This is a genomic window from Eggerthella sp. BIOML-A1 (assembly GCF_009875595.1).
Classification (GTDB): Bacteria; Actinomycetota; Coriobacteriia; order Coriobacteriales; family Eggerthellaceae; genus Eggerthella; species Eggerthella lenta.
This window is the reverse complement of record NZ_WWRZ01000009.1, coordinates 250361-272835: the sequence shown is the minus strand read 5'-3', so window position 1 is coordinate 272835 and position 22475 is coordinate 250361. Positions and strand designations below refer to the sequence as shown.

Sequence of the window (22475 nt, the reverse complement as noted above, 5' to 3'; positions counted from 1 at the left end):
GCGGCCCCTGGCGCGCCGCGCTTCGGCGTGGTTTCCTGCGGTCATGGCTTTTCGGAAAACATATGTGGAGGTGACGGCGCGCATCGACGTAGACGGACGGCTCACGCCGCTCGAGATCGTCTGGCGCGACGGCCGCATCTTCGCCATCGACCGCGTGCACGAGGCCATTCGACGCGCTTCTCAGCGCGTGGGCGGCACGGGCATCCGCTACCTCGTGTCCGTGAACGGCCGCGAGAAGTACCTGTTCTACGAGGGCCCGCGTTGGTTCGTAGAGGAGGTCGCCCCCGACGAGCCGCGCCCCTCGTCGTAGTCGCCGCGCGAGGCGCCCGCTCTTCGGCTATACTTTGACGCGACAGATAGAAACGCATTCGAGGAGAACATCGCCATGGGTAAGCACGACCGCGTCGAGAACGGACTCGACCTCGACGAAGGCGCGCCTGCGTCCAATAGCAAGATCCCCCTTCCGCTCAAGGTGTTCGGCATCCTGTGCATAGTCAGCGGCGCAGCGCTCGTGCCGGTGCTCGCGCTGCTCATCGTCGGCATGGTGATGGCCCTGCAGCAGGGCGCCATCGTCGAGGAGCTGTCCGCCGCCGCCCTCGTCATCTTCGTCTCCGACGCGGTGCTCATGACGGTTTTGTCCGCCATGTTCGTCATCCTGGGCATCCGACTGCTGCGAGACAAACGACGCCGCACGGCCCAGATCGCCGAGGTCATGATCGTCATCCTCATCCTCGTGATCCTCTGCGACATGATGCTGAGCGGCCTCACGCCCGATCTCATCCCCTACGGCGTGGTGCTGGTCGTGCTCGTCGCGCTGTCGAGCTACGTGGACCCGTCGCTAGCCGAAGAGCGCGAGCTGCGCCGCAAACTGCGCGATATGGAAACGCGCGAGGCGGCCGAGGAGGGCACGCTCGGCCGCGACGAGACCGGCAAGGGCTTCATCGCGCTCAACTTCTTCAACCTGTTCTGGATCTTCGTCGTGTGCTGCGTGCTGGGACTCATGATCGAGACGGCATACCACTTCCTCGTCGTGAATCCAGGGCACTACCAGGATCGCGCGGGTTTGCTGTTCGGCCCGTTCTCGCCCATCTACGGTTTCGGCGCGGTGCTGATGACGGTTGCCCTGAACCGATTCCACGACAAGAACGTCGTGCTCATCTTCCTGGTGAGCGCCGTCATCGGCGGGGCGTTCGAGTATCTGACCAGCTGGTTCATGCAGTTCGCCTTCGGCATCGTGGCGTGGGACTACTCCGGCACGTTCCTGTCCATCGACGGGCGCACGAACGGCATGTTCATGGCCATGTGGGGCGTCTTGGGCGTGGTGTGGATCAAGCTGCTTCTTCCCTGGATGTTGAAGCTGGTGAACCTTATCCCGTGGAACTGGCGCTACGCGGTCACCACGGTGTGCGCCGCGCTCATGATCGTCGACGGAGCCATGACGCTGCTGTCCCTCGACTGCTGGTACCAGCGCGAGGCTGGAAAACCTCCCGAGACAGCCGTGGCGCACTTCTTCGCCGAGCACTTCGACAACCAGTACATGGAGAACCGCTTCCAGAGCATGTCCATCGATCCGGGCAACGCGACCCGCGCGAAATAGCGCGACCCGCTCGGCGAGCGCGAAATCGAAGGACGTAGGGGTGCGCGCCGTGCGCGGCGCCCGCCCCCCCTACGCCGCGGCCGAGCCGGTCAGGGCGGCGCGCACGCCGCGCACGGCCAGCCGCCCTATCACGACGCCGGCAAGGCAAGCGAGCACGCTTCCGCATGCGTACAGCGCGCCCGTCGCGTACTTGCCGCGTTCGAGCAAGGCGAGGGTCTCCAGCGAGAACGCGGAAAACGTGGTGAAGCCGCCGCACACGCCGGTTTTGAGGAACAACACGGCGTTGTCAGGCAAGCCGGAGCCCTCCGTGGCGGCCTCGAACACCGCCCCGATGAGCACGGCGCCCGCAAAGTTGACGGCGAACGTCATGAGCGGGAAGTCGCCCTCGACCGGCACGAGACCCAGCAGATAGCGCCCTACCGATCCGATGAAGCCGCCCAAACCCACGCACAGCACCGCCACCATCGCCCGCTCCTTCGCACTCGTTTCTATATCATGCAAGCATCAGTATACCCTTGCTCGTCGCGAAGCGAATCCTCCGAGCCGTCGAGAGACAGGGGAAAACGCGAGAATGCACGGCGTGCAGGTTCGTCGGAAAGCATGAAGCGCCCTCGGACAACTAAAACCGATCCGCACGCTCCATGCGAGATGCCGCTCCAGCAGCTCCGAAAACCAGCACAGCCGCCGCATGCCGCAAGGAGCGGAAGAATCCGGGTTCGACTCCTCTTCCCTACCCTTGACTTCGAACACTCGTATGCGTACCATATACGAACAAACATTCCCGCGAACATTTGATCTGACGAACGGATGGACGAATGGATCTGGTTGCCAAGCTCGAGATTCTCGCCGACGCTGCTAAGTACGACGTTGCCTGCACGTCTTCGGGCATCGACCGCGACGCCCAGAAGGGCAAGCTCGGCAACACGCTGGCCGCCGGCTGCTGCCACAGCTTCGCGGCCGACGGGCGCTGCATCACGCTGCTCAAGGTGCTCATGACCAACGTCTGCGTGTACGATTGCGCCTACTGCGTGAACCGCGCGTCGAACGAGGTGCCGCGCGCCGCGTTCAAGCCGCGCGAGCTGGCCGACCTCACCATCGCGTTCTACCGCCGCAACTACATCGAGGGCCTGTTCCTCAGCTCAGGCGTCATCCGCAACCCCGACTACACCACCGAGCTCATGATACAGACGCTGTCCATCCTGCGCGAGGAGCACGGCTTCCGCGGCTACATCCACGCGAAAGCGGTGCCCGGCACCTCGCCCGAGCTCGTGCAGCAGCTGGGGCACTTGGCCGACCGCATGAGCGTGAACATGGAGCTGCCCTCCCAGAAGAGCCTGCAGCTGCTCGCGCCCCAGAAGGACAAACAGCGCATCATCGCGCCCATGCGCCAGATCCGCGACAACATCGCCGTGGACAAGGACACGCGCGCGCTCGTGCGCAAGCAGACCACCTACATGAGGCAGATCCGCCCCAAGAAGAAGGAGCGCGCCTTCGTGCCGGCCGGGCAGTCCACGCAGATGATCGTAGGAGCCTCGCCCGAAAGCGACTTCCAGATCCTCAACCTGTCGGCCGCGCTCTACCGCACGCTGTCGCTCAAGCGCGTGTTCTTCAGCGCCTACACGCCGGTGAACGACGACAAGCGCCTGCCCGGCACCGACGCCGTCCAGCTCAACCGCGAGCATCGGCTGTACCAGGCCGACTGGCTGCTGCGCTTCTACCGCTTCGACGTCACCGAGATCATCGACGAGGACAACCCCTTCCTCGATCCCGACCTCGACCCGAAGGCGAACTGGGCCATCAACCACCTGGACTTCTTCCCCGTGGAGGTGAACACCGCTCCGCTCGAGGCGCTGCTGCGCGTGCCCGGCATCGGCGTGCGCGGAGCGAACCTCATCGTGCGCGCGCGGCGCACCACCTGCCTGCGCGAGCCCGAGCTGCGCAAGCTGGGCATCGCGTACAAGCGCGCCCGCTTCTTCATCACGTGCAGCGGCAGCTACTCGGGGCGCGGCGTCGACTTCTCGCGCGAAGGGCTGCGCGCGCAGCTTGCCGCGCCCATCAAGGGCGGCAACCACGGGCGGCGCGCCGACAAGACCACACCGGGTCAGATGAGCCTGTTCGAGAGCGTCGAGACGCCCGAGAAGGCCCGCATCGCGGGCGGGTCGGGCGCACGCGCGCTGGAAAGCGGCGATGCGACCGCAGCGGCGTCTTGCAGCGATGCGGAGCGCTCCTCGAACGCGGCGTCGTCGTCCGGCCGCGCCGCGAGCGCCGACGGGACGTACGGTTGGCAGCGAGCCCTCGAAACGCCGGAAGCCGTGTGCGCATGAGCCGAAAGCCCGCCGAGAACCAGCCCCTCTTCCCCGAAGAACCCCTGGCCGAGGTCGCCTACTGCCACGACGGCTCGCTCGAGGGCCTGCTGTCCGCCGTGTTCGAGGCGTACGCGCGCCGCGAGGACCCGCAGGACATCGCCCGCGCCGACGTCCTGCAGCCGCGGCTCGGCCAAACCGTGCGCGTCATCGAGACGAACGAGGAGCATGCCGTGCGCGTTCGGCGCGGCATCAGGAGGGCGTGCGGAGACGCCGCCTACGATGCCGTCAAGCACGCCTCGCTCAGCGACCACCCGGACGCCGGCACCATCGTGTACCGCTTCATCCGCTACGCCATGGCGCAGAACAGGCCGCACGATTGCTCCGGCTGCAAGCGCCGCGGATCATGCGGCGGCGCGTGCGGGAAGTTCGCCTGCACGGGCAAGGCCCGCCGCAGCGTGCTGGGCGACCTCGCCCACCCTGCCGTCGAGCCGCTCCACCGCCTCGCCCGCTCCGTCATGAACGAGCGGCATCGTATGCTGCAGTTCCTCCGCTTCGAGCATCTGGAGAACGGCGTGTGGTTCGCGCGCTGCAACCCCGCAGCCTCGGTCATCCCGCTGCTCATGGACTGGTTCAGCGGGCGCTTCAACACGCAGCCCTTCATCATCTTCGACGAGGCGCACAACATTGCCGGCGTCTACGAAGGGCGCGACTGGTACCTCGTCCAGACGGAGAACGTCGACCTACCCGACCGCGCGTCCGAGGAACGCCTCATGCAGCAGGCCTGGAAGCGCTTCTACGACACCGTGGCCGTCGAGGCCCGCTACAACCCCGAGCTGCGCCGCCAGTTCATGCCCAAGCGCTTCTGGAAGAACATCACCGAGATGCAGGAAGACCTCCCCGGAAAGGAAATCTCCCCGCGCTAGCGTCCGCGCGTCCCTGCGAAGCGGCCGCCCTCCACGTCACCGCGCGATTCGATGCGGATCCGAAGCCCTTCGGGATGGGGACTTCGGAAGCGCGCCGGCGAAGCGGCCGCCCCCCTCTTTCCGCCAACGGCAAACCGCAGGCAGGCCGTCCTCGCGCGCGAACCCCGAATTCGCGTCGACGGTCAAGATGCCAACGCGGCGCCGACCCGTTTCCCCGTCGGGACAACCGCGATGAATCCATCAACCGCTCCCGCATACCCGAAGGCGGGTCTTTCGAAATGCCGTTTCCAGCCGCAGGTCTTCACCAGATTGTTTCACGTGAAACATTTGTTCCAACCATCGCTCTGCTGCGCAAAGCAGACAAGCCCAGGCAAGATACGGCAGGGGCGGCGTCCCGGCAACGTCAGCCCATGCATCCCCCCGCGCTCCGAATGGCGAAAAAGCATCGAATTCGGAAGGACGAGGCTCATCGAACCCGCCCGGTGCGCCTCGTTGGAATCCAGCCGCTTCCACGACCTGCGGCGATGCCAAAGCAAGCTCGCCTCCGCACGCGCAGCCCTCTTCGATACTTCCGAATTCAACCTCTTTTCGCCATTCGGAGCGGAGGAATGCGCCCAAGGACGGCCGAGGGAGGGAGGGAGGGAGGGAGGGAGGGAGGGAGGGTAGAGCCCGCCTTACGCGCGATCGGGCTCCCACACGCCGGACAGGTCGAACGCGGGGATGAAGCTGTCCTCGGCGGCTCCGCCCTGCTGCCAGAAGTAGTCCTCGACGCCCAGCTCGTCGGCGTAGTCGAGCAGAAGCTCGTACTCGTCGTCGGAGACGCGCTCGGCAAGCTCGGGGCAGCGGTCGAGCGTCGCCGCGGCTCGCGCGTCGCCCGCCTTCGCGGCGTCCGCCAGCACGGGCGTGTACTGGTTCATCAGCGACAGCAGCACCGCGTCGCCGAAGCGCTGGCGCACAAGGCGCACGACCCGCTTCGAGTCCTCGAGCGCGCCCGGCAGCATGAGGTGGCGCACCACGACGCCGCCGGTCAAGCGCAGCTCGCCGTCCACCTCGTCGAACTTCGGCTCGCCCGCCTCCTCCACCATGGCCTCGAGCGCCGCCAGGGCGACCTCGGGGTAATCGGGCGCATGCGAGTAGCGCCGCGCCAGCTCGACGTCGGCGTATTTGAAATCCGTGAGGTACGCGTCGACCGTGCCCGCGTTCGCCCGCACGGCGGCGACCGTCTCGTACCCGGACGTGTTCCATACGACGGGAAGCGCCAGCCCTCGCTCGCGCGCCCAGGCGACGGCCGCGCGCGCCTCGGGAGCGTAATGCGTCGGCGTGACGAAGTTGACGTTGAGCGCGCCCTGCTCCTGCAGCTCCAGGCACATCTCGCCCAGGCGCTCGACGCTCACCTCCGCGCCCGCCTCGCCCGCGGCGATCACCGCGTTCTGGCAGTAGACACAGCGCAGCGGGCAGTGCGCGAAGAACACCGTGCCGCTGCCGCGCGACCCGCTGATGGGAGGCTCCTCCCAGAAATGCAGCGCCGCACGCGCCACCACGAGGCGCCCGTCGGCCCCGCAAGCCCCGCGCTCCCCCGCCGCCCGATCGACCCTGCACGAGCGGGGGCAGAGATCGCATGTTGATAATGCCAGATTCATAGACTCACCGGTCCAATAATGTCAGCGAGGGCGGCTGTGGTATCCGAGATCGTGGGGAAGGCGAGGGCGAAGCGCGTCCTGCAAGAAAGTCCCCTCAGGGGATACTTCGGTACGCGAGTCCTCGGCTTCGCCGCGAGATCGGGTGCCACAGCCGCCCGCAGCGTCGGCAAGGTCCGTCGGCCGTAGGCCGACGGAACCCTAATTGGCCGAGTACGCGCCGTAGCCGGGATAATCGCCGAAGGAACCGTGATCGTGCCCATGGTCGTGGCCGTCGTCGTCCAGGTCGTCGAAGCCCTCGGCGACGTCGCCGTAGGCCTGCTCAGCGCGCGTCCAGTCGAGGCCCTGCTCGGCGCACGTCTTCTCCTCGCCGTACACCAGCGCCAGCGCTGCAGGCGCCTTGTCGGAGCCGCCGATGACAGCGAGCAGCTCCAGCAGGTGCAGGCACGCCTCGGCCTGCGGTAGGATGAGGTCCACGTCGTCGGCCGCCGTCAGCGCGGCGGACAGCTCGGCCATGAACATCTCAACCGTGTACGTGCCGTCGAAACGCCCCGTGTTCACCGCAGCCAGCACCTGCTCGGCCACGGGCGTCGCCGCACCCACGCGCTCCGTCGCCTGGTCGAGCGAGGCCGACGAGCGACGCACGGCGCGATACAGCGCGTCGGCCTCCACGGCCGAGATCACCTGCGCCGTCGTCTGCAGCGTGTACGCGGCGCGCGCGAGCTGCGCAGAGCCCGCCCCGCCCGTTTCCTGCACCGTGCCGGCGATCGCTTCCAGCACGGGACGCGCCTCCGCCACGGCCTCCTCGTCGCCCCCGACGAAGCACACCAGGTTGTCGCGGTCGCCGAACGCGTCGGCGCGGGCCACGTCCACCACCACGAGCGGCGCCTCCACCGACATGAGGTCGCTCACCACGGCCACGGCGTTCAGCTCGCGCGCGAAGCTGTGAGTCGACGCCGACAGGTCGATGAGCAGCGCGCCCTTCCCCGCCGCCTGCACGAGCCCCTGCTCGTCGAAGTACGCGTCTTCCAGCGCCGTCTGCGACGTGCAGTACGTGATGATGGCTTCGGCATGCGCGACGTCGTCGGTGCGCGTGCAGCCGGCCGCCTCCAGGCGGGACACCACCATAGCGCCCACCGTCTCGTTGCCGGAGTATACGAACGAAAGTTCCATCTAAGCACCTTTCCCGATGCGTTCGAATTCCATGTGTCGCGAGCCGCTCGCGCGCGGGCTACTCGCCGCCCTTGACCTTCTTCGCGATGCGGTCGGCCACCGACAGCTCCTCGCGCTTGTCGTTGCCCCAGAACACCACCGCGATCATGTCCGGCCCCACGTGACTGCCGATGACCGGCCCGATGCTGCTCTCCAGAAACAGGATGCTGTCGTCGCCCTTGCCCAGCGCCTCCTGCAGGCGGGCGGCATCCTTCGGGCAGTCGGCGTTGCCGATGACCACGCAGCGACCCGGCCGCGAGTCGGCCTTGCGCTTGTTGTAGTACTCGGCCAGCTGCTTGATGCCCTTCTTGCGCCCGCGCGCCACGCCCGCCAGCGACAGCTTGCCGTCGACGGTGATGGTGAGCAGCGGCTTCACGTCCAGCTTCGAGCCCGCGTACGCCACCGAGCTGGGGATGCGGCCGCCGCGGCGCAGGGCCTCCAGGTCGTCCACCATGAACTCGGCGTCCACGAAGTAGCGCGCCTCCTCGGCCCAGCGCGCAAGCTCCTGCGCCGTCATGCCGTTGTCGCGCTGACGCAGCGCCTCGTACACCAGCAGCGCCTCGGCCACCGAGGCCAAGCACGTGTCCACGATGTACAGCTCGGCGTCCGGATGCTCGGCCATCAGCTGGTCGTGCACGAGCGCCGCTGCATCGAAGCTGCCGGACAGCCCGCTGGAGAAGCTCAAGTACACGGTGGGCACCCCGCTTGCGATGGCTCGCTCGAACGCGTCGCGGAACACGGGCACGGGCACCTGCGCGGTGGTAGGCTCCTCGCCGTTGCGCATCGCCTGGTAGAAATCGTGCGCCGACGAGGTCTGGTACAGATCGTCGGCATGCTCGCCGTCGCTCATGATGTAGGGGAACCTGATAAGCTCGACGCCTTCCCGGTCGACGACCTCGAACGGCAGGTCGCAGCACGAATCGATGATGAGGTTGCACTTATGCTGCATGAGCGTTTCTCGCTTTCTGAGCGGTTTGCATACGGTATCGGACGATCGCGCGACTCTACGAAGCGCAGGCGCGCGCCTGCACCGGGCCGCTGATCTTGCCGGCCAGTGCGCTTGCGCACTCGTAGGCAAGCCCCACGGCCGGCCCCACGTGCAGGCCGATGACGGGGCTCACCGGCAGCACGCTCACCGTGCGCCCGATGAGCGGCTCGACGACCTCGCGCGCCCATGCGACGGCCGGCGCCTTGTCACCGATGTAGTGCACCACGACGTGCTTCAGGCCGTGCTGCTCGACATCCTTCTTGAACTCGGTCACGATCCGGTCGAGCGCCTTTTTGCGCGTGCGCACCTTCGCGAACGTGTCGGCCTTGCCGTCGCTCACTGTGAGCACGGGCGAAAGCTGGATGAGGTTGCCCAGCAGCGCCGCCGCGTTGCCGATGCGCCCGCCCCGTTGCAGGAACGTGAGCGTTTCGGGCGTGAACAGGAAGCGGGTGGACTCGATGCCGCGCAGCGCCGCCGCTGCGCATCCTGCCAGGTCCTCGCCCGCGTCGCGCGCGGCCACCGCGTCGAACACCGGCCACGCTTCGTCGTAGCCGCACGACGTGGAATCCACGATGACGTAGGTGAAGTCGATGTTGCGCGCCTTCACGGCTCGGGCGGCGCGCACGGCGCCCTCGTAGGTCCCCGACAGCTCCGACGAGATGAAGATGCCCAGCACCTCGTCGCCCGCGCGCGCCGCCTCCTCGAACACGGTTTCCAGCGTGTGCTGGGACGGCTGGCTGGACGTGGGGATGTTGTCCACCATGTCGTAGATGTCGGCGTAGAACGCGTCCAAATCCATCTCAGAGTCCGCGTATTCGCATCCCTCGCGGTTCACGAACAGGGTGACCACGTCGATGCCGGCTTCGCGCGCCACGTCGGCGGGAATGGAGGCGACCGAATCGGTGAGTATCTTGATCATGACATCCTTCCTTGACATGGGGCGCAGGCGCCCGAACCAGTCGATGACGTACCCTCGTACACTACGCGATGCCCCGCAGCTTCACAACCAGATCGCGACGGCGCTCAAAAAGACCATATTCGAGGCCTACCGGATAGGTGTGGGCGTTCAGCATGCGCTTCTGGCTCTCGTCGAGCGTGGCGAGGCCCGCCTGGGCACGCTCGCGAGCCGCCCATGCGTCGCGTTCGGACGCGTCGAGCACCGTGCGGCCGTCGCGCGCGAGCGGCTTGAGCAGCGTCTCGGAGCACAGCCCCGAGAGGTTCTTCTGCCGCAGGTCGTCGGACGGGTCGACGATAACCTCGCGCAGCTTGTCGCCGGGCGCGTTCACGTCGAACACCATATCGCCGGCCAAGCGCCCGCTGCCGCAGTAGAAGTAGCGGCGCACGTCCAGCACGCCGGGCGTGGTCAGCTTGGCGGCCGACTCGGAGATCTTCAGGCGGTCGGTCCACTCGCTCTCCCCCGGGGCGCGCGTGGCCGACAGCTTGTACACGCCTCCCAGCGTGGGCTGATCGTATGCGCAGGCAAGCTTCGTGCCCACGCCCCACGAGGTCACCTGGGCCCCCTCGTCGCGGATGGACTGGATGGTGAACTCGTCCAGGTCGTTCGACAGCACGATGCCGCAGTCGGTCAGGCCCGCCTCGTCCAGCATGGCGCGCGCCATGCGCGCGAGCCACGACAGGTCGCCCGAGTCGATGCGGATGCCGCTCAGGCGCTCGCCGCGCTCGCGCATCTCCAGGCCCACCGTGATGGCGTTCTTGATGCCCTGCTCCACGTCGTAGGTGTCCACGAGCAGCACGCAGTTCTTCGGGAACGCCTCGGCGTACGCGCGGAACGCCGTGAGCTCGTCGGGAAACGACATGACCCACGAGTGCGCGTGCGTGCCCGACACGGGGATGTCGAACAGCTTGCCCGCCAGCACGTTCGACGTGGAAGCGCACCCGCCCACGACGGCCGCACGGCTGGCCCACAAACCGCCGCCCGCGCCCTGCGCGCGCCGCAGGCCGAACTCCGCCACGGGAGCCTGCGCCGCCAGGCACACGCGCGCAGCCTTCGTGGCGATCAGCGTCTCGAAGTTCACGCAGTTCAGAAGCGCCGTCTCGATGAGCTGGCAATCCATGATGGGGCCGGTCACGCGCACCAGCGGCTCGTGCGGGAACACGACGGTGCCCTCGAGCACCGCGTCGATGTCCACACGCAGCTCGAAGGTACGCAGGTAGTCGAGGAACTCCGGCTTGAACAGCTTGCCGCCGCCGGGCGCGTCGAGCGAGCCCAGGTAGGCCACGTCCTCGTCCGAGAACGAGAACTCGTCCACGAGGTCGGCCAGCTGCGCCATGCCGCACGCGATGGCGTAGCCGCCCTTGAACGGGTAGTCGCGAAAGTACATGTGGAAGCAGGCCTGCGTGTCGCCCTGGCCGGTCTCCCAATAGCCCTGCGCCATGGTGAGCTGGTACAGGTCAGTCAACAGCGCGTAGTCGATCTTCATTCCCGATGAGCCTCCTCCGTACGTCCGCTATTCGCCGCTCGGCGCCGCGCCGCCCGCTCCGGGCGCGCCCGCGCCGTCCAAGCCGCCCGCCTTGTGGCTGCGGCGACGGGCGCGGCGATGCCCGCCGTCTCCCGTCGGGCGGCCGCCCTCGCCGCTCGGAGCCCCCGAGCGCTCGGGGCGGGGCGCCTTGTCCTGGCGCGGCTGCTGCGGCTTCTGGCCCTGGCGCAGGCCCGAGGACTTCTGGCCGGGACGCGGCTTCGAGGGCTGCATGCCCTTCGGCCCCTGCTTCTTAGCGCCCTCGCCTCCCTGGCGCTGGCCCTGCTGCTTCTTGCCTCCGCCGTTGCCGCCCTGACCGCCCTGGCCTGACCGGCGCTTCTGCTGCTGGCCGCTCTGCCCGCCCTTCGGCGAGCCGCCGCCCTGCTGCTTTTGCTTGCGCTTCTGAGCCTCGGCCGCCTCGGGGGCGGCAGCGCCCTCGCCGCCGACCTTCGTCGAGCGCCTCCTGCGCGGCTTGCGCGCGCTCTGCGCCTGCGCGTCGGCCTGCTTGCCGCCCTTCTGGCCGCCGTTGCCGCCGCCCTTCTGACCGCCGCCCGCGCGGCCGCCGTTCGAGCCGCCGCCCTTCGACGGCTTCTGACCGCCGCGGCCCGTGCGGCGCACGGAACCCGGATCGGCCAGCTTGTCCTGCCCGGTCAGCTGCGTCGTGGTGCCGAACAGCGCTGACTCGCCCGCAAATCCGATGGGGTCGGCCGTCGTCGCGTCCTGCCACGCCTCCTCGCCTACGCGGTTCGGGCGGTTCGAGCCTTCCTCGGGCGGGTCGAAGTCGGCCAGCGGCACCTTCACGGGCTTCTCGCCCATGATCTTCAGCGACACGATCTCGCGCGGCACGTCGAGATCCACCACCTTCGCCGGCCCGTCGGGCGTCTCCACCGTGGCGTTCTGCTTGGGAGCCCGGCTCTTGAAGTCCTTGTACGCGTCGAACTCGTAGCGCAGACAGCACATGAGCCGTCCGCACACGCCCGATATCTTCTGCGGGTTCAGCGAGAGGTCCTGCTCCTTCGCCATGCGGATGGACACGGGGCAGAACTCGCCGCCCAGGCGCTTGCAGCACAGCTCCTGGCCGCAATGCCCCAGGCCGCCCACCATGCGGGCCTCATCGCGCACGCCGATCTGTCGCATGTCGATGCGCACGCGGAAGTGCGCGGCCAGCTTGCGCACGAGCTCGCGGAAGTCCACGCGCTCCTCCGCCTCGAAGTAGAAGATGGCCTTGTCGCCCTCGAACAGGTACTCCACCGACACGGGGTGCATGTCGCCGTTGCCCTCGGCAGCCATCTCCTTGAATACGGGCAGCGCCTCGCGGCTCTTCGCCTCCAGCTCGGCCGCGCGCGCCTCGTCCTCGTCCGTCGCGATGCGTTTGACGGGCTTGAGCGGGCTTTTCAGCTTCTTGATCTGCGTCTCGTCGGCCTCGAACACGTCGTGGGCCGCACGGCCGAACTCGGTGCCGCGAGCGGTGGACACGATCACGCCGTCGCCGGCGCGCACGTCCAGGTCCCCGGCGTCGAACCAGAGCGTTTTCGGGTTGTAGTACAGGTTAATCGGCGCTATGCGAACCATAGAGCACCTCTCTTATCTCGAACAGCATCGCGTCGATGCACGTTTCCGGTGATACATTATACGAGATAGCCTCGTCGCAGCGGCGCACGGCCGCAAGCGCGGCGGCGGCGCGCGCCTCGTCGGTGGCCTCCGCCGCCTCCATGATCGAGGCGCGGGCGTCCACGTTGATGACGAGCTCGGGAGTCTCGGCGCACACGGCCAGCACGTCGCGCAGCCACGAGCGCACGATGGCCGTGAGCTGGCGCAGCGATTCGAAGGTCTTGGCCGTCAGCTGGCGCTTGTTGCGCGCCTCGATCTGGCGGATGGCCGACTTCGCCAGGAAGTCCGCGTTCTCGGCAAGCTCCTGTTCCTGCTCGGCGCGCGCCACGTCCAGCGGCGCCTTCACCAGCACCACGAGGTCGCTGGCGAACCCGACGGCGTCCCAGTCGTCGGCCTTGCGCAGACAGCCCAGCACTTCCAGCACGCGGACGCGGAACGCCAGGCGCTCGTTGGACTTCAAGAACTCCACGGCGCGCGTGATGGAGCCGTCGCAGGCCTCGACGGCCATGCGCGCCTGCTCGCGCGACGCGCCCGTGTTCTGCACGATGATGCCGGCCGCCTCGCTTGCCGGAATGGTGCGGAACGGCACCACCTGGCAGCGCGACAGGATGGTGGGCAGCACGCTCTCGCGCGTGCGCGCGAGCAGGATCAGCACCACGTCCGACGGCGGTTCCTCCAGCGTCTTGAGGAACGCGTTGGCGGCCTGCACGCCCAGCAGGTCGACGCGATCGAGGATGTAGACCTTCTTGTGCGCCTGGATGGGCGCCATCGACGTATCGGCCACGATGTCGCGGATCTGCTCGACCAGATAGCCGCCCGCGCCTTCGGGCGCGAAGTAGCGCACGTCGGGATGCTTCTTGCGCATGATGCGCCGGCAGGCGTCGCATGCGCCGCAGTTGCCTCCGCGCGGGCCGGAGGCCCCCTTCGGGCACAGCACGGCCTGCGCGAACGCGTAGGCGGCCATCGTTTTGTTCGACCCGGCCGGGCCCGTGAACAGGTAGGCGTGGCTCACCTTGCCCTGCGCCACCGTGGCGCGCAAGAATTCGCGCACCTGCGGCTGGCCGAGGATGTTCTCGAACGCGTCGGCCACGGCTTTACGCCTCCACTTTCGAACGCTTCACGTCGAGGCGGTCGAAAAAGGCAGGGTCGTCGACGACGACCTGCGCCATCCAGGGGAACAGGTCGGCCAGCTCGGCGAACACCGCAGCAGCCGTCTGCGACTTGTTGCCGTCGGAGACCACCACGCGCACGCGCTCGGGGTCGCGCCGGGCGATTTCCAGAAACGCCTCGTTCACGCGGGCATGGAACTCCTCGCCCGCCTGCTCGAGGCGGTCGGCCGCCCCCCGATGCGTCGCGCGCACGAGGCCCACGTTCGCCTCGCCGCCCGTGGTCATGAGGATGGTGCGGTCGGGATGCACGCCCTGGCAGGCGAACTCGTTCACGCGGTCGACGAACATGCGCGGCAAGCCGCGCCCGTAAGCCTGGTAGGCCACCGTCGAATCGGTGAAGCGGTCGCACAGCACCACGGCCCCTCGCGCCAACGCGGGCGCGATGACCTGCGCCATCAGCTGCGCGCGGGCGGCTTCGTAGATGAGCAGCTCGGCCTCGTCGGACATGCCGCCGTTCGCCGGGTCCAACACCACGGCGCGCAATTGCTCGCCCACCTCGGTGCCGCCGGGCTCGCGCAGGCACAGCACCTCGCGGCCGTGCGCTCGCAGCGTCTCGGACAAAAAGCGGATATGCGTCGTCTTGCCGGCGCCCTCGCCGCCCTCGAACGTGATGAAGATGCCGCGCAGGGCATCGGTTGCTTGTGCGGATTCGTGTATCACGGGTATGGTCGTTCCCTCTCCCTTTGAAAGCATGCCCTGGCTAGACGAGGTCGTACACGTCGCGGCCCCGCACGTCGACGCCGACGAAGACGGGGAAATCGACCACGTCGATGCGGCGCAGGGCCTCGGTTCCCAGATCGTCGTACGCCACCGTCTCCGATGATGCCACGCACTTCGCCAGATAGGCCGCGGCCCCGCCGCATGCCACGAAATAAACGGAACCCGTCGCGCGGCAGGCATCGCGCACCTCGGACGAGCGGCGGCCCTTGCCCACCGTCGCCGCGACGCCTGCGCGGTGCAGCGCGGGGGCGGCGAAATCCATGCGGCTGGCCGTGGTGGGTCCGACCGCGCCGAAGGGGCGCCCGGCCGCTTCGGGCGTGGGACCCGCATAGAAGATGGCCTGGCCGTCCAGACCGTAGGGCAGCGCTCCGCCGGCGGCTTCCAGCTCGGCCAAGAGGCGCACGTGCCCCGCATCGCGCAGCGTGTACAAAGGGCCGGTGAGCAGACAGGAGTCGCCCGCCTCCAACCGGGCCAGCGCGGCGCGGTCGAACGGCAGCGCGAGGCGGATGCGATCAGCGCTAGCCATGGCGCACCTCCTCGCCCGCATCCGCGGCGCTTCGCGCACAGCGCGAACGATCAGACGCAGGTTCAGCGAAGTCAGCGAGGGTTTCCGCAGTGCCTGAGATTCGGGGGATGGCGCAGGCGCCGCGTACTTCGGTACGCAAGTCTGCGGCATCGCGCGAAGATCGGGTACGGCGGGAAGCCGCAGCGTCGAGCCGTTCCGCTGGCTGGCAAGCCAGCGGAACCGTGATCCTGCGCATGGCCGAGCAGCCCATGTTGATGGCCAGGGGCAGCGCCGCGATGTGGCACGGCGCCGTGGCCACGCGCACGGCCAGCGCCGTCGTGCGGCCGCCCAGGCCGCCGGGTCCGATGCCCGTGGCGTTCACGGCCGCGAGCAGCTCCTCTTCGAGCGCGCGCAGGCGGTCGTCGGCCGCGGGCTCGTCCACAGGCCGCATGAGCGCCCGCTTCGCCAAGCCGGCCACCTTGTCGAACGTGGAGCCGATGCCGACGCCCACCACGAGCGGCGGGCAGGCGTTGGCGCCCTTCTCGCGCACGCAGCGTACGAGCTCGTCGACGATGCCCTGCTTGCCGGCACCCGGAACCAGCATGACCACGCGGCTCGCGTTGTCCGAGCCGCCGCCCTTCAGCATAACGTGCAGCCGCGCCGCGCCCGGCTCGTCCACGGGATGGACGTCGCAGAACGCAGGCGTGTTGTCGCCCGTGTTCGCGCGGTCGAGGACGGCATCGCGCACCACCGACTTGCGCAGACGCGCCTCGTCGTAGGCGCGGGCAACGGCGTCGTCCACGTCGGCGAACACGTCGCCGCGTACAGCTACGTCAGGTCCGATCTCGAGGCTGACCCACACGGTGCCGGTGTCCTGGCAGATAGGCACGCGATCCTCGGCGGCGATCGCCGCGTTCTCAATTAGCTGGTCGAGAACCGCGCGCCCGCGCGGATTGTCCTCGAGCTCCCGCGCCACGGCGAGCCCCGCTTCGATATCGGCCGGCAGCACGCAGGCCAGCTTCGGGATGGCCGCGTAGACTGCGTCCGCGACCTGTGATTTCGTGATGATGGTTTCCATAAGGAGAGATTATACCGCAAGCACGTTACTCCTTCCCCGCCCCCGTCGATCGCTTCGGCAAATCTTCCCATGAACGCATACGCTCGCCCGCATCCGGCGTCCCGCCGCACCTTTCCTTAAGGCGATGTGCGGCAAAATCGTCGTTTTGGCAGTCTCGACGGGCTTCGACGCCTTTTTCTGGGAATCGGCCAGGCGAAACCCCAGCTCGCGTTCCGACGGTGTTCCGGAACACGGCTTCCGAACGAGCTCGACGTGCCAAAACGACGATTTTGCCGCACATGGAGTCCGGAAACCGTGCATTCGCGATGTTTCTCGGGACGAGCCGAGATGCTACTCGAAGCTCACGCCCAACAGCTTCAAACCCCGAAAGGCGGCGTAGGCCTCGGCGAGGTCGCGCAGCTTCTGTTCGGAGCAGGCAACCCACGTAGCCAGCGAGACGGACAGGCCCGCACCCTTCTTCTTGGCCGTCCACGTGCCCACGGCCTCCCCGTTGCGCACGACGACGCCGGGGTTCGCAACGGTCTTCCAGATACGCCGCTGCAACGAAACGTCGACCTGCAAGGTGGCGCGGTCGCGTTGATCGAGATAGGGGTCGTGGCCGGCAAGCAGCAGCACCTCGCGCTCCGGCGGCTCCGCCGATGCGAGCGCATCGAGGTCGGCCGCCAGCGCCCATGCCTTCTTGCCGCCGAACTCCACCGGCTCCAGCTCGTCCGCAATGCCCTTCCACATGCGGCGCGCCTGCGCGCCCGAGCACCCCGTCCAGGCCGCGAGCGCATCGGGCCTCGTCGGCCCGTAGCAATGGACGAACTTCCGCACCAGGCGCGCGGCGGCGTCAGCGTCCGGCTGCAGCGCGCCGCCCGTCCACCTTCGGTACGAGGTGAACGTGGGCGTTGCGCCGGCGCGCTCGCCGAACACGACGAGGCCCATGAACGAGCACGGGCGCAGCAAGAACGACACCGCGGCTCCTCCCACCGTCTGCTTGTCGGGGCTGCCGTACATCGACGGCTGTCGCCACGCCGCGCGCTTGTTCGCAGGAAGCAGCGGCTCGACCCAATCCGCCAACGTTTGATCGAGCGCCACCTTGCTCGCGATCGCCTCGTCGTCGAGGCGCGGCATCGCCCGCACGAGCAGTTCGAGCAGCCGGTCGAACTCCATGCCCAGCGCATCGAGCGCAAGGCCGATGCCCTTCGTGTACGCCCACGGCTCGCCCTTCGCCGGAACGAGCGCCGACAGGAACGCCGCGCTTTCGGCCGCGGGGAACACCACGGGCGCGCCGCGCAGGCTCCACGCCTGCACGAGCGTCTTCTCCCCGTACAGCAGGCGCTCGGCATCTTCTCTGCGACAAGCCGGCGCGCGGTTGAACAAGGCCGTCTCCCATGCGCCCGGCGGCGTGTTCTGCATTCCGCACGCGCCCGCAAGCTCCGCCGCGTCTTCGATGCCGTATGCGCGATCGAGATGATGCGCGCGCAAACGATGCCGTCGCGCCTGCTCGACGCTTACAACCTTCATGCGCTACTTCATCACGAAGTCGCCGGCGCGGCGCGGCGCGGTTCGCCGGTAGGAGACGGCGGGATGGCCCAGCAGCATGCATATCTGCAGCGGCTTGTTTTCCGCTTCGAGGAACGCCTTCACGGCGGGAAGCTCCTCGGCCGCGCGGCACAGGTAGCCGTTGAACAGGGCGCCCAAGCCGAGCGATGCTGCCACGAGCTCCATGTTCTGCGCGGCCAGCCCCGCGTCGTCGGCGCGCTCGGCCGCCACGAACGCGACGGCGGGCGCATTGCGGAACAGGAAGTCCTGCAGCCCCGCCTGCGCGTCGACCAGGAAGGGCTTGTAGAGTTTGACCCAGCGCGGCTTGTCGGCGGCAGGGAGCGCCAGCATGCCCTCGATGCCGTCCCACACGAGGCGCTTGAGCTCGTCGAGCTCGTCCTGCACCACGATGAAGCGGCAGCCTTGGGCGTTCTTCGCCGTGGCGGTGTAGCGTCCCGCCTCTAGCACGAGGCGCAGCGTGTCCTGCTCGATCGTATTCGGGAGGTAGTCGCGTACGCTGCGACGTGACTTGACGACCCGAAGCATGGTGCGAGGATCGACAGCCGCGCCGGCGGGCACGCATGTCTCCACATCAGCCATATCGTAGCTTGGAATGGACACCGCCCCGGTGGGGCACACGGCCACGCAGTGCCCGCACAGGATGCAGAGCCCTTTCACGCGCGCCGTGACGCCCTCCACCTCAAGATTCGCGCCCACGCAATCGTCCACGCAGCGCCCGCACCCGATGCAGTACCTCTCGTCGATCTCGACCAGCATGCTGAGCCCTTCCTTCCCAGGGGGAGCGCGACCCCTCCCTTAACGACGGGGAGCGCCGCCCAAGCGACGCTCCCCCGATCCGCACTATCGCAATCTACGCCGACCCTCTCAACCGGCAGGGACAGGAGGAGTCCGTACGGCAGCAATCGCTGCGCGTGCGGGAAGTTCTGCGCGGCTCCCTCCCCCGTCTCGCAGATCGGCTACTCCGGCAGGTTCGCCAATCCCGCGCGCACGCTGTCGGCGCTGGCGCGCAGCGCGGCCAGCTCGTCGTCGTTCAGGTCGAACTCCACGACCTCTTCGACGCCGTTCTTGCCGAGGCGCACCGGAACGTTCATGTAGAGATCCTCGATGCCGTACTGCCCGTCGATGTGCGCGCACACGCTCATCACCTCGTGCGAATCCGTGAGGATGGCCTCCACCATCTTCGCGATGGACGCGCCGGGCGCGTAGTAGGCGCTGCCGGTCTTGAGGAAGGCCACCACTTCGGCGCCGCCCTTCACGCAGCGCTGCACCACGCTGGCCACGGCCGCCTCGTCCATGAGCTCGGTGATGGGGGTGCCGTCCACCGTGGTGAAGCGCGGCCAGCACACCATGCCCTCGCCGTGCGCGCCCACGGCCCAGGCGGTCACGTCGGCCGGCGCGCAGCCCAGCTGCTCGCACACCGCGAACGCGAGGCGCGAGGAGTCCAGCACGCCGCCCATGCCCATGAGACGGTTCGCGGGCAGGCCGGACTCCCGGAACGCCAGCGTCGTCATCACGTCGAGCGGGTTCGTCACGCAGATGAACACGGCGTTCGGGGACGCCTCCATGGCCTGGCCGATCACCGACTTCATGATGCCGGCGTTCACGCCGAGCAGGTCCTCGCGCGTCATGCCGGGCTTGCGGGCGATGCCGGCGGTGATGACCACCACGTCGGAATCGCGCGTGTCGGCGTAGTCGTTCGTGCCGGTCACCTTGACCGTGAACTGCTCGACGCTGCGCATGTGCATCATGTCGAGCGCCTTGCCCTGCGGCAGGCCCTCGGCCACGTCGATGAGCACGACGTCGGCCAGGTTCTTGGACGCGATGATGTGGGCTGCGGTGGCACCGACGTTGCCGGCGCCGACGATGGTTACCTTGGGCATGTGATAGCTCTCCTCGCTCGTTGATCGTACTTCGCATGATTGTACCGCTTGGCCCGCCGCTGTGTTTTCTCGGCGGGCCAAGCGGACGGTTTCTTCACGCCTTCCGTGCTTTCGCCTAGTCCTTCTTCGCGGCGGGCGCGCGCTTGGCCGGGGCTTTCTTCGCCGCGGGCTTCTTCGCGGGAGCCTTCGCCGCCGGCTTCTTGGCCGCCGTCCCCTTGGCGCCCTTGGCACCCTTCTCGTCTTCCTTCTGCTCCTTGCCGGGGCAGTCGAAGTTGGGGCACAGCTTCCACGGGCCGCGCGCGGTGGTGACGATCACCATCGGGGCGCCGCAGTGCTCGCACACCTCCTCGGTAGCCGTGAGCGCGCCGTACTGGGGCAGCGGATAGCCCGTGCCGCAGTCATCGTAGTTCTCGCAGCGGATGAATCGCTTCAGGGTGCGCGGGTTCTTCTGCGCGATCAGCTTCGCCTGGATGCCCTTCTCCTTGCAGGCCGGGCACTCGCCCACCACCACGTCGGGCTCCTGGTTCGTGGAGCAATGCGGGTCGATGCAGATAGTGCGCGGCTTGGAACGGAAGGCGGTCACCTTCACCTGGGGCATGCCGCACGTGGGGCACGGCTCGGGGACGGCCTCCACCTTGCCCTTGGGCAGCGGGTAGGTCACGTCGCAGTCGGGCCAGCCCGAGCAGCCGATGAACATGCTGCGGGTTTTCTGGCTGGCGCGCAGCTGCAGGTCCTTGCCGCATTTCGGGCACGGGCCCACGTAGGCGTCGGCGGCCACGGCGTCGGCCAGGGCCTCCTTCACCTCCTCGGAGTGCGGCAGCAGGCTGGCCAGCTGCTCGGACAGGAGGTTGCGGCTGGTGTCCACCACCTGGGTCTTCGTCGTGCGGCCCTCGGCGATGTTGTCCATCTCCTCTTCCAGCTCGGCCGTCATCTCGGGGTGCGTGATGTGCGGCGCGAACTTGTCCAGCGCGTCGCCCACGGCCATGCCCAGCTGGCTGGGCTCGATGGGGTCGTTCACGCAGTACTTCACCGCGTAGAGGCGCTCGATGATGGCATGGCGCGTGGACTTCGTGCCCAGGCCCAGCTTCTCCATCTCCTGGATCAGCTTGCCCTGGCTGTAGCGCGCGGGCGGCTCGGTCTGCTTCTTCGTGCAGGTGGCGCCGTTGAACGCGATGGTCTCGCCCTCGGAAAGCGCGGGCAACTGCTCGTCTTTCTTGAGGCCGTAGGGGTAGATGGCGCGGTAGCCCGGCTTCACCAGAACGTCGCCCTTCGCCACGAACGGCTCGGCGTTCACGTCGAGGGTGACCTTCGTGCCCTCGATGACGGCCGCCTCGGACAGCGTCGCCAGGAAGCGGCGCGCGATGAGGTTGTACAACTTGTAGTCGGCGGGAGCCAGATCGTCGGGCGTGGCCTTGGCGGTCGGGTAGATGGGCGGGTGGTCCGTCGTCTCCTTTTTACCGCGCGTGGCCGTGAGCTTGCCCTTCGCCAGCAGCTCCTTGCAGTACGGCGCGTAGGCCGGGTTGCCGGAGATGGCCTTCACCGTGTCGGCGAGGTCGAGCGAGGTCGGATACACCGTGTTGTCCACGCGGGGGTACGAGATGTAGCCGTCCATGTACAGGCTCTCGGCTATGCGCATGGTGCGCGCGGGGCTCAGGCCCTCGGCCGACGCCGCCGCCATGAGCGAGGTGGTGTTGAACGGCGCGGGCGGCTGCACGGTGCGCTTCTTCTTCTCGACGGACGCCACCGTGGCGCGCGTGGCGCCCTCCACATGGGCCATGACGGCCTGCGCCTCGGCCTCCGCCTTGAAGCGCGCGGTGGCATGCGGGGCCTCGAACGAGTCGGGATCGGCACCGAACGCGCCGCGAATCACCCAGTAGTCCTCGGGGACGAACGCGAGGCGCTCGCGCTCGCGCGCCACGACGAGGGCGAGCGTGGGCGTTTGCACGCGACCCGACGAGCGCACGTTGCCGTAGCCGGCGAACTTCACGAGCGTCAGGTAGCGCGTGAGCACCGCGCCCCAGATGAGGTCGATGTCCTGGCGCGAGGCGCCGGCGGAGGCGAGGTTCACGTCGAGCTCGACGAGGTTGTCGAAGGCGTGCGTGATCTCCTCTTTCGTGAACGCCGAGTAGCGGGCGCGCGACACGGGCGCCGTGGGGTTCACTTCCTGGATGCAGCTGAGCGCGTCGCTTCCGATGAGCTCGCCCTCGCGGTCGAAGTCGGTGGCGATGATGACCGAGTCGGCCTTCTTCGCGAGGTTCTTCAGGGAGCGGATGATCTCCTTCTCCTTGGGCAGCTTGTTGATGGGCGCGTACACGAGGTACGGCAGCGCGTCCATCTTCCAGGATTTCAGCTCCACGCCGTCCTCGGTGAAGGGCTTCTTCTTTTTGAACGGGGGCTTCGGCAGCGACGCGGGCAGCTCCGCCGGAAGCGTTTCGCCCTCCTCGGTGACGCCCTGCCATCCCCCGCGCTTCTTGTACACCATCGTCGGCGCGAAGTCGGGCTCCAGGATGTGGCCGCGCAGGCCGATGGTCACCCATTCCTCGCCGTCCACGTCGAAGCGGTACACCGGCGTCGAGTACACCTTGTCCGCCTTGGGTTTCTTCACGCCAAGCAAATCGGCGATCTTCTGAGCCGCGTCATTCTTCTCGGTTACCACCAGCTTCACGCGGTTCCCTCCTGTTCTTTCCGGCCGCCTCCCGCAGCCTTGCTTCGTTCACACGGTTGCCCCACCTATTTATTAACGTGTGCGGGGATGGGCGCGCCGTCAAGCGCGCATGCGCCGCGCCGTTCGGGCGCAGCAGGTGTTAGCATACACGATTTTCCG

The 22475-nt window shown here is 68.0% G+C and carries 19 protein-coding genes; 4 read left to right on the top strand and 15 right to left on the bottom strand.

The annotated features are described in order from the left end of the window. Positions 1–43 precede the first annotated feature (43 nt). Positions 44–310 (top strand): hypothetical protein, encoded by a 267-nt coding sequence (locus tag GT590_RS12730; protein ID WP_015760423.1) that lies wholly within the window; start codon positions 44–46, stop codon positions 308–310. Positions 311–385: 75 nt separating this feature from the next. Next, positions 386–1597 (top strand): putative ABC transporter permease, encoded by a 1212-nt coding sequence (locus GT590_RS12725; protein WP_086414702.1) that lies wholly within the window; start codon positions 386–388, stop codon positions 1595–1597. Between the two features lie 69 nt (positions 1598–1666). Here the strand turns inward: GT590_RS12725 and crcB are convergent, their stop codons facing one another. Then, positions 1667–2062: a fluoride efflux transporter CrcB gene (crcB, locus tag GT590_RS12720; protein WP_015760421.1), complete on the bottom strand. Its 396-nt coding sequence runs from the start codon at positions 2060–2062 to the stop codon at positions 1667–1669. Positions 2063–2412: 350 nt separating this feature from the next. Here crcB and GT590_RS12715 point away from each other — a divergent pair, with 350 nt between their 5' ends. Both GT590_RS12715 and GT590_RS12710 read left to right on the top strand, forming a co-directional pair. Beyond that, positions 2413–3921: a putative DNA modification/repair radical SAM protein gene (locus GT590_RS12715; RefSeq protein ID WP_015760420.1), complete on the top strand. Its 1509-nt coding sequence runs from the start codon at positions 2413–2415 to the stop codon at positions 3919–3921. Continuing rightward, positions 3918–4826, top strand: coding sequence for a TIGR03915 family putative DNA repair protein (locus GT590_RS12710; protein WP_015760419.1), 909 nt, complete (start codon positions 3918–3920; stop codon positions 4824–4826). Before GT590_RS12715 ends, GT590_RS12710 begins: the two co-directional genes overlap by 4 nt. A 674-nt stretch (positions 4827–5500) precedes the next feature. On the opposite strand, the gene GT590_RS12705 is transcribed toward GT590_RS12710, so the two are convergent. The 14 genes from GT590_RS12705 to GT590_RS12640 all read right to left on the bottom strand — a co-directional run bounded on the left by GT590_RS12705 (position 5501) and on the right by GT590_RS12640 (position 22316). Continuing rightward, positions 5501–6466: a radical SAM protein gene (locus tag GT590_RS12705; RefSeq protein ID WP_114552388.1), complete on the bottom strand. Its 966-nt coding sequence runs from the start codon at positions 6464–6466 to the stop codon at positions 5501–5503. Positions 6467–6664: 198 nt separating this feature from the next. After that, the gene (locus GT590_RS12700) at positions 6665–7636 is read right to left on the bottom strand and encodes an NAD(P)-binding domain-containing protein (protein WP_114552389.1); all 972 of its coding nucleotides are present in this window, start codon (positions 7634–7636) and stop codon (positions 6665–6667) included. A gap of 58 nt (positions 7637–7694) precedes the next feature. Continuing rightward, complete coding sequence (locus GT590_RS12695) at positions 7695–8624, bottom strand: DegV family protein (RefSeq protein WP_009304716.1); 930 nt, start codon at positions 8622–8624, stop codon at positions 7695–7697. A 55-nt stretch (positions 8625–8679) separates the two neighbouring features. Beyond that, on the bottom strand, positions 8680–9582 hold the full coding sequence (locus GT590_RS12690; RefSeq protein WP_021409597.1) for a DegV family protein: 903 nt from the start codon (positions 9580–9582) through the stop codon (positions 8680–8682). 61 nt (positions 9583–9643) lie between these two features. Further along, on the bottom strand, positions 9644–11104 hold the full coding sequence (locus tag GT590_RS12685) for a nicotinate phosphoribosyltransferase (protein ID WP_114518287.1): 1461 nt from the start codon (positions 11102–11104) through the stop codon (positions 9644–9646). A gap of 27 nt (positions 11105–11131) precedes the next feature. After that, a complete protein-coding gene (locus GT590_RS12680) occupies positions 11132–12712 on the bottom strand; it encodes a stage 0 sporulation family protein (RefSeq protein ID WP_114552390.1) in 1581 nt (526 codons plus the stop codon). Beyond that, positions 12690–13841, bottom strand: coding sequence for a DNA polymerase III subunit delta' (holB, locus tag GT590_RS12675; RefSeq protein WP_114552391.1), 1152 nt, complete (start codon positions 13839–13841; stop codon positions 12690–12692). Before holB ends, GT590_RS12680 begins: the two co-directional genes overlap by 23 nt. 4 nt (positions 13842–13845) lie before the next feature. Next, positions 13846–14580: a dTMP kinase gene (gene tmk / locus GT590_RS12670; RefSeq protein ID WP_114552392.1), complete on the bottom strand. Its 735-nt coding sequence runs from the start codon at positions 14578–14580 to the stop codon at positions 13846–13848. A gap of 40 nt (positions 14581–14620) precedes the next feature. Then, entirely contained in the window at positions 14621–15166 is a 546-nt protein-coding gene (locus GT590_RS12665) for a fumarate hydratase C-terminal domain-containing protein (RefSeq protein WP_009304722.1), read from the bottom strand. Next, the gene (locus GT590_RS12660) at positions 15159–16223 is read right to left on the bottom strand and encodes a fumarate hydratase (protein ID WP_114550390.1); all 1065 of its coding nucleotides are present in this window, start codon (positions 16221–16223) and stop codon (positions 15159–15161) included. The genes GT590_RS12665 and GT590_RS12660 overlap by 8 nt, the downstream gene beginning before the upstream one ends. Before the next feature lie 330 nt (positions 16224–16553). Beyond that, entirely contained in the window at positions 16554–17732 is a 1179-nt protein-coding gene (locus GT590_RS12655) for a winged helix DNA-binding domain-containing protein (protein WP_015760417.1), read from the bottom strand. Positions 17733–17735: 3 nt separating this feature from the next. Continuing rightward, entirely contained in the window at positions 17736–18527 is a 792-nt protein-coding gene (locus GT590_RS12650; RefSeq protein WP_086414710.1) for a nitroreductase family protein, read from the bottom strand. Positions 18528–18727: 200 nt separating this feature from the next. Then, positions 18728–19651, bottom strand: coding sequence for a malate dehydrogenase (gene mdh / locus GT590_RS12645; RefSeq protein WP_021410374.1), 924 nt, complete (start codon positions 19649–19651; stop codon positions 18728–18730). A 115-nt stretch (positions 19652–19766) separates the two neighbouring features. Beyond that, a complete protein-coding gene (locus tag GT590_RS12640; protein ID WP_161171143.1) occupies positions 19767–22316 on the bottom strand; it encodes a DNA topoisomerase I in 2550 nt (849 codons plus the stop codon). Positions 22317–22475 lie beyond the last annotated feature (159 nt).

What these genes read in the sequence shown, in the direction of transcription:
- GT590_RS12730 (WP_015760423.1), top strand. Translation starts at nt 44, where the DNA reads ATGGCTTTTCGGAAAACATATGTGGAGGTGACGGCGCGCATCGACGTA.
- GT590_RS12725 (WP_086414702.1), top strand. Translation starts at nt 386, where the DNA reads ATGGGTAAGCACGACCGCGTCGAGAACGGACTCGACCTCGACGAAGGC.
- crcB (WP_015760421.1), bottom strand. Translation starts at nt 2,062, where the DNA reads ATGGTGGCGGTGCTGTGCGTGGGTTTGGGCGGCTTCATCGGATCGGTA.
- GT590_RS12715 (WP_015760420.1), top strand. Translation starts at nt 2,413, where the DNA reads ATGGATCTGGTTGCCAAGCTCGAGATTCTCGCCGACGCTGCTAAGTAC.
- GT590_RS12710 (WP_015760419.1), top strand. Translation starts at nt 3,918, where the DNA reads ATGAGCCGAAAGCCCGCCGAGAACCAGCCCCTCTTCCCCGAAGAACCC.
- GT590_RS12705 (WP_114552388.1), bottom strand. Translation starts at nt 6,466, where the DNA reads ATGAATCTGGCATTATCAACATGCGATCTCTGCCCCCGCTCGTGCAGG.
- GT590_RS12700 (WP_114552389.1), bottom strand. Translation starts at nt 7,636, where the DNA reads ATGGAACTTTCGTTCGTATACTCCGGCAACGAGACGGTGGGCGCTATG.
- GT590_RS12695 (WP_009304716.1), bottom strand. Translation starts at nt 8,624, where the DNA reads ATGCAGCATAAGTGCAACCTCATCATCGATTCGTGCTGCGACCTGCCG.
- GT590_RS12690 (WP_021409597.1), bottom strand. Translation starts at nt 9,582, where the DNA reads ATGATCAAGATACTCACCGATTCGGTCGCCTCCATTCCCGCCGACGTG.
- GT590_RS12685 (WP_114518287.1), bottom strand. Translation starts at nt 11,104, where the DNA reads ATGAAGATCGACTACGCGCTGTTGACTGACCTGTACCAGCTCACCATG.
- GT590_RS12680 (WP_114552390.1), bottom strand. Translation starts at nt 12,712, where the DNA reads ATGGTTCGCATAGCGCCGATTAACCTGTACTACAACCCGAAAACGCTC.
- GT590_RS12665 (WP_009304722.1), bottom strand. Translation starts at nt 15,166, where the DNA reads ATGGCTAGCGCTGATCGCATCCGCCTCGCGCTGCCGTTCGACCGCGCC.
- GT590_RS12660 (WP_114550390.1), bottom strand. Translation starts at nt 16,223, where the DNA reads ATGGAAACCATCATCACGAAATCACAGGTCGCGGACGCAGTCTACGCG.
- GT590_RS12655 (WP_015760417.1), bottom strand. Translation starts at nt 17,732, where the DNA reads ATGAAGGTTGTAAGCGTCGAGCAGGCGCGACGGCATCGTTTGCGCGCG.
- GT590_RS12650 (WP_086414710.1), bottom strand. Translation starts at nt 18,527, where the DNA reads ATGCTGGTCGAGATCGACGAGAGGTACTGCATCGGGTGCGGGCGCTGC.
- mdh (WP_021410374.1), bottom strand. Translation starts at nt 19,651, where the DNA reads ATGCCCAAGGTAACCATCGTCGGCGCCGGCAACGTCGGTGCCACCGCA.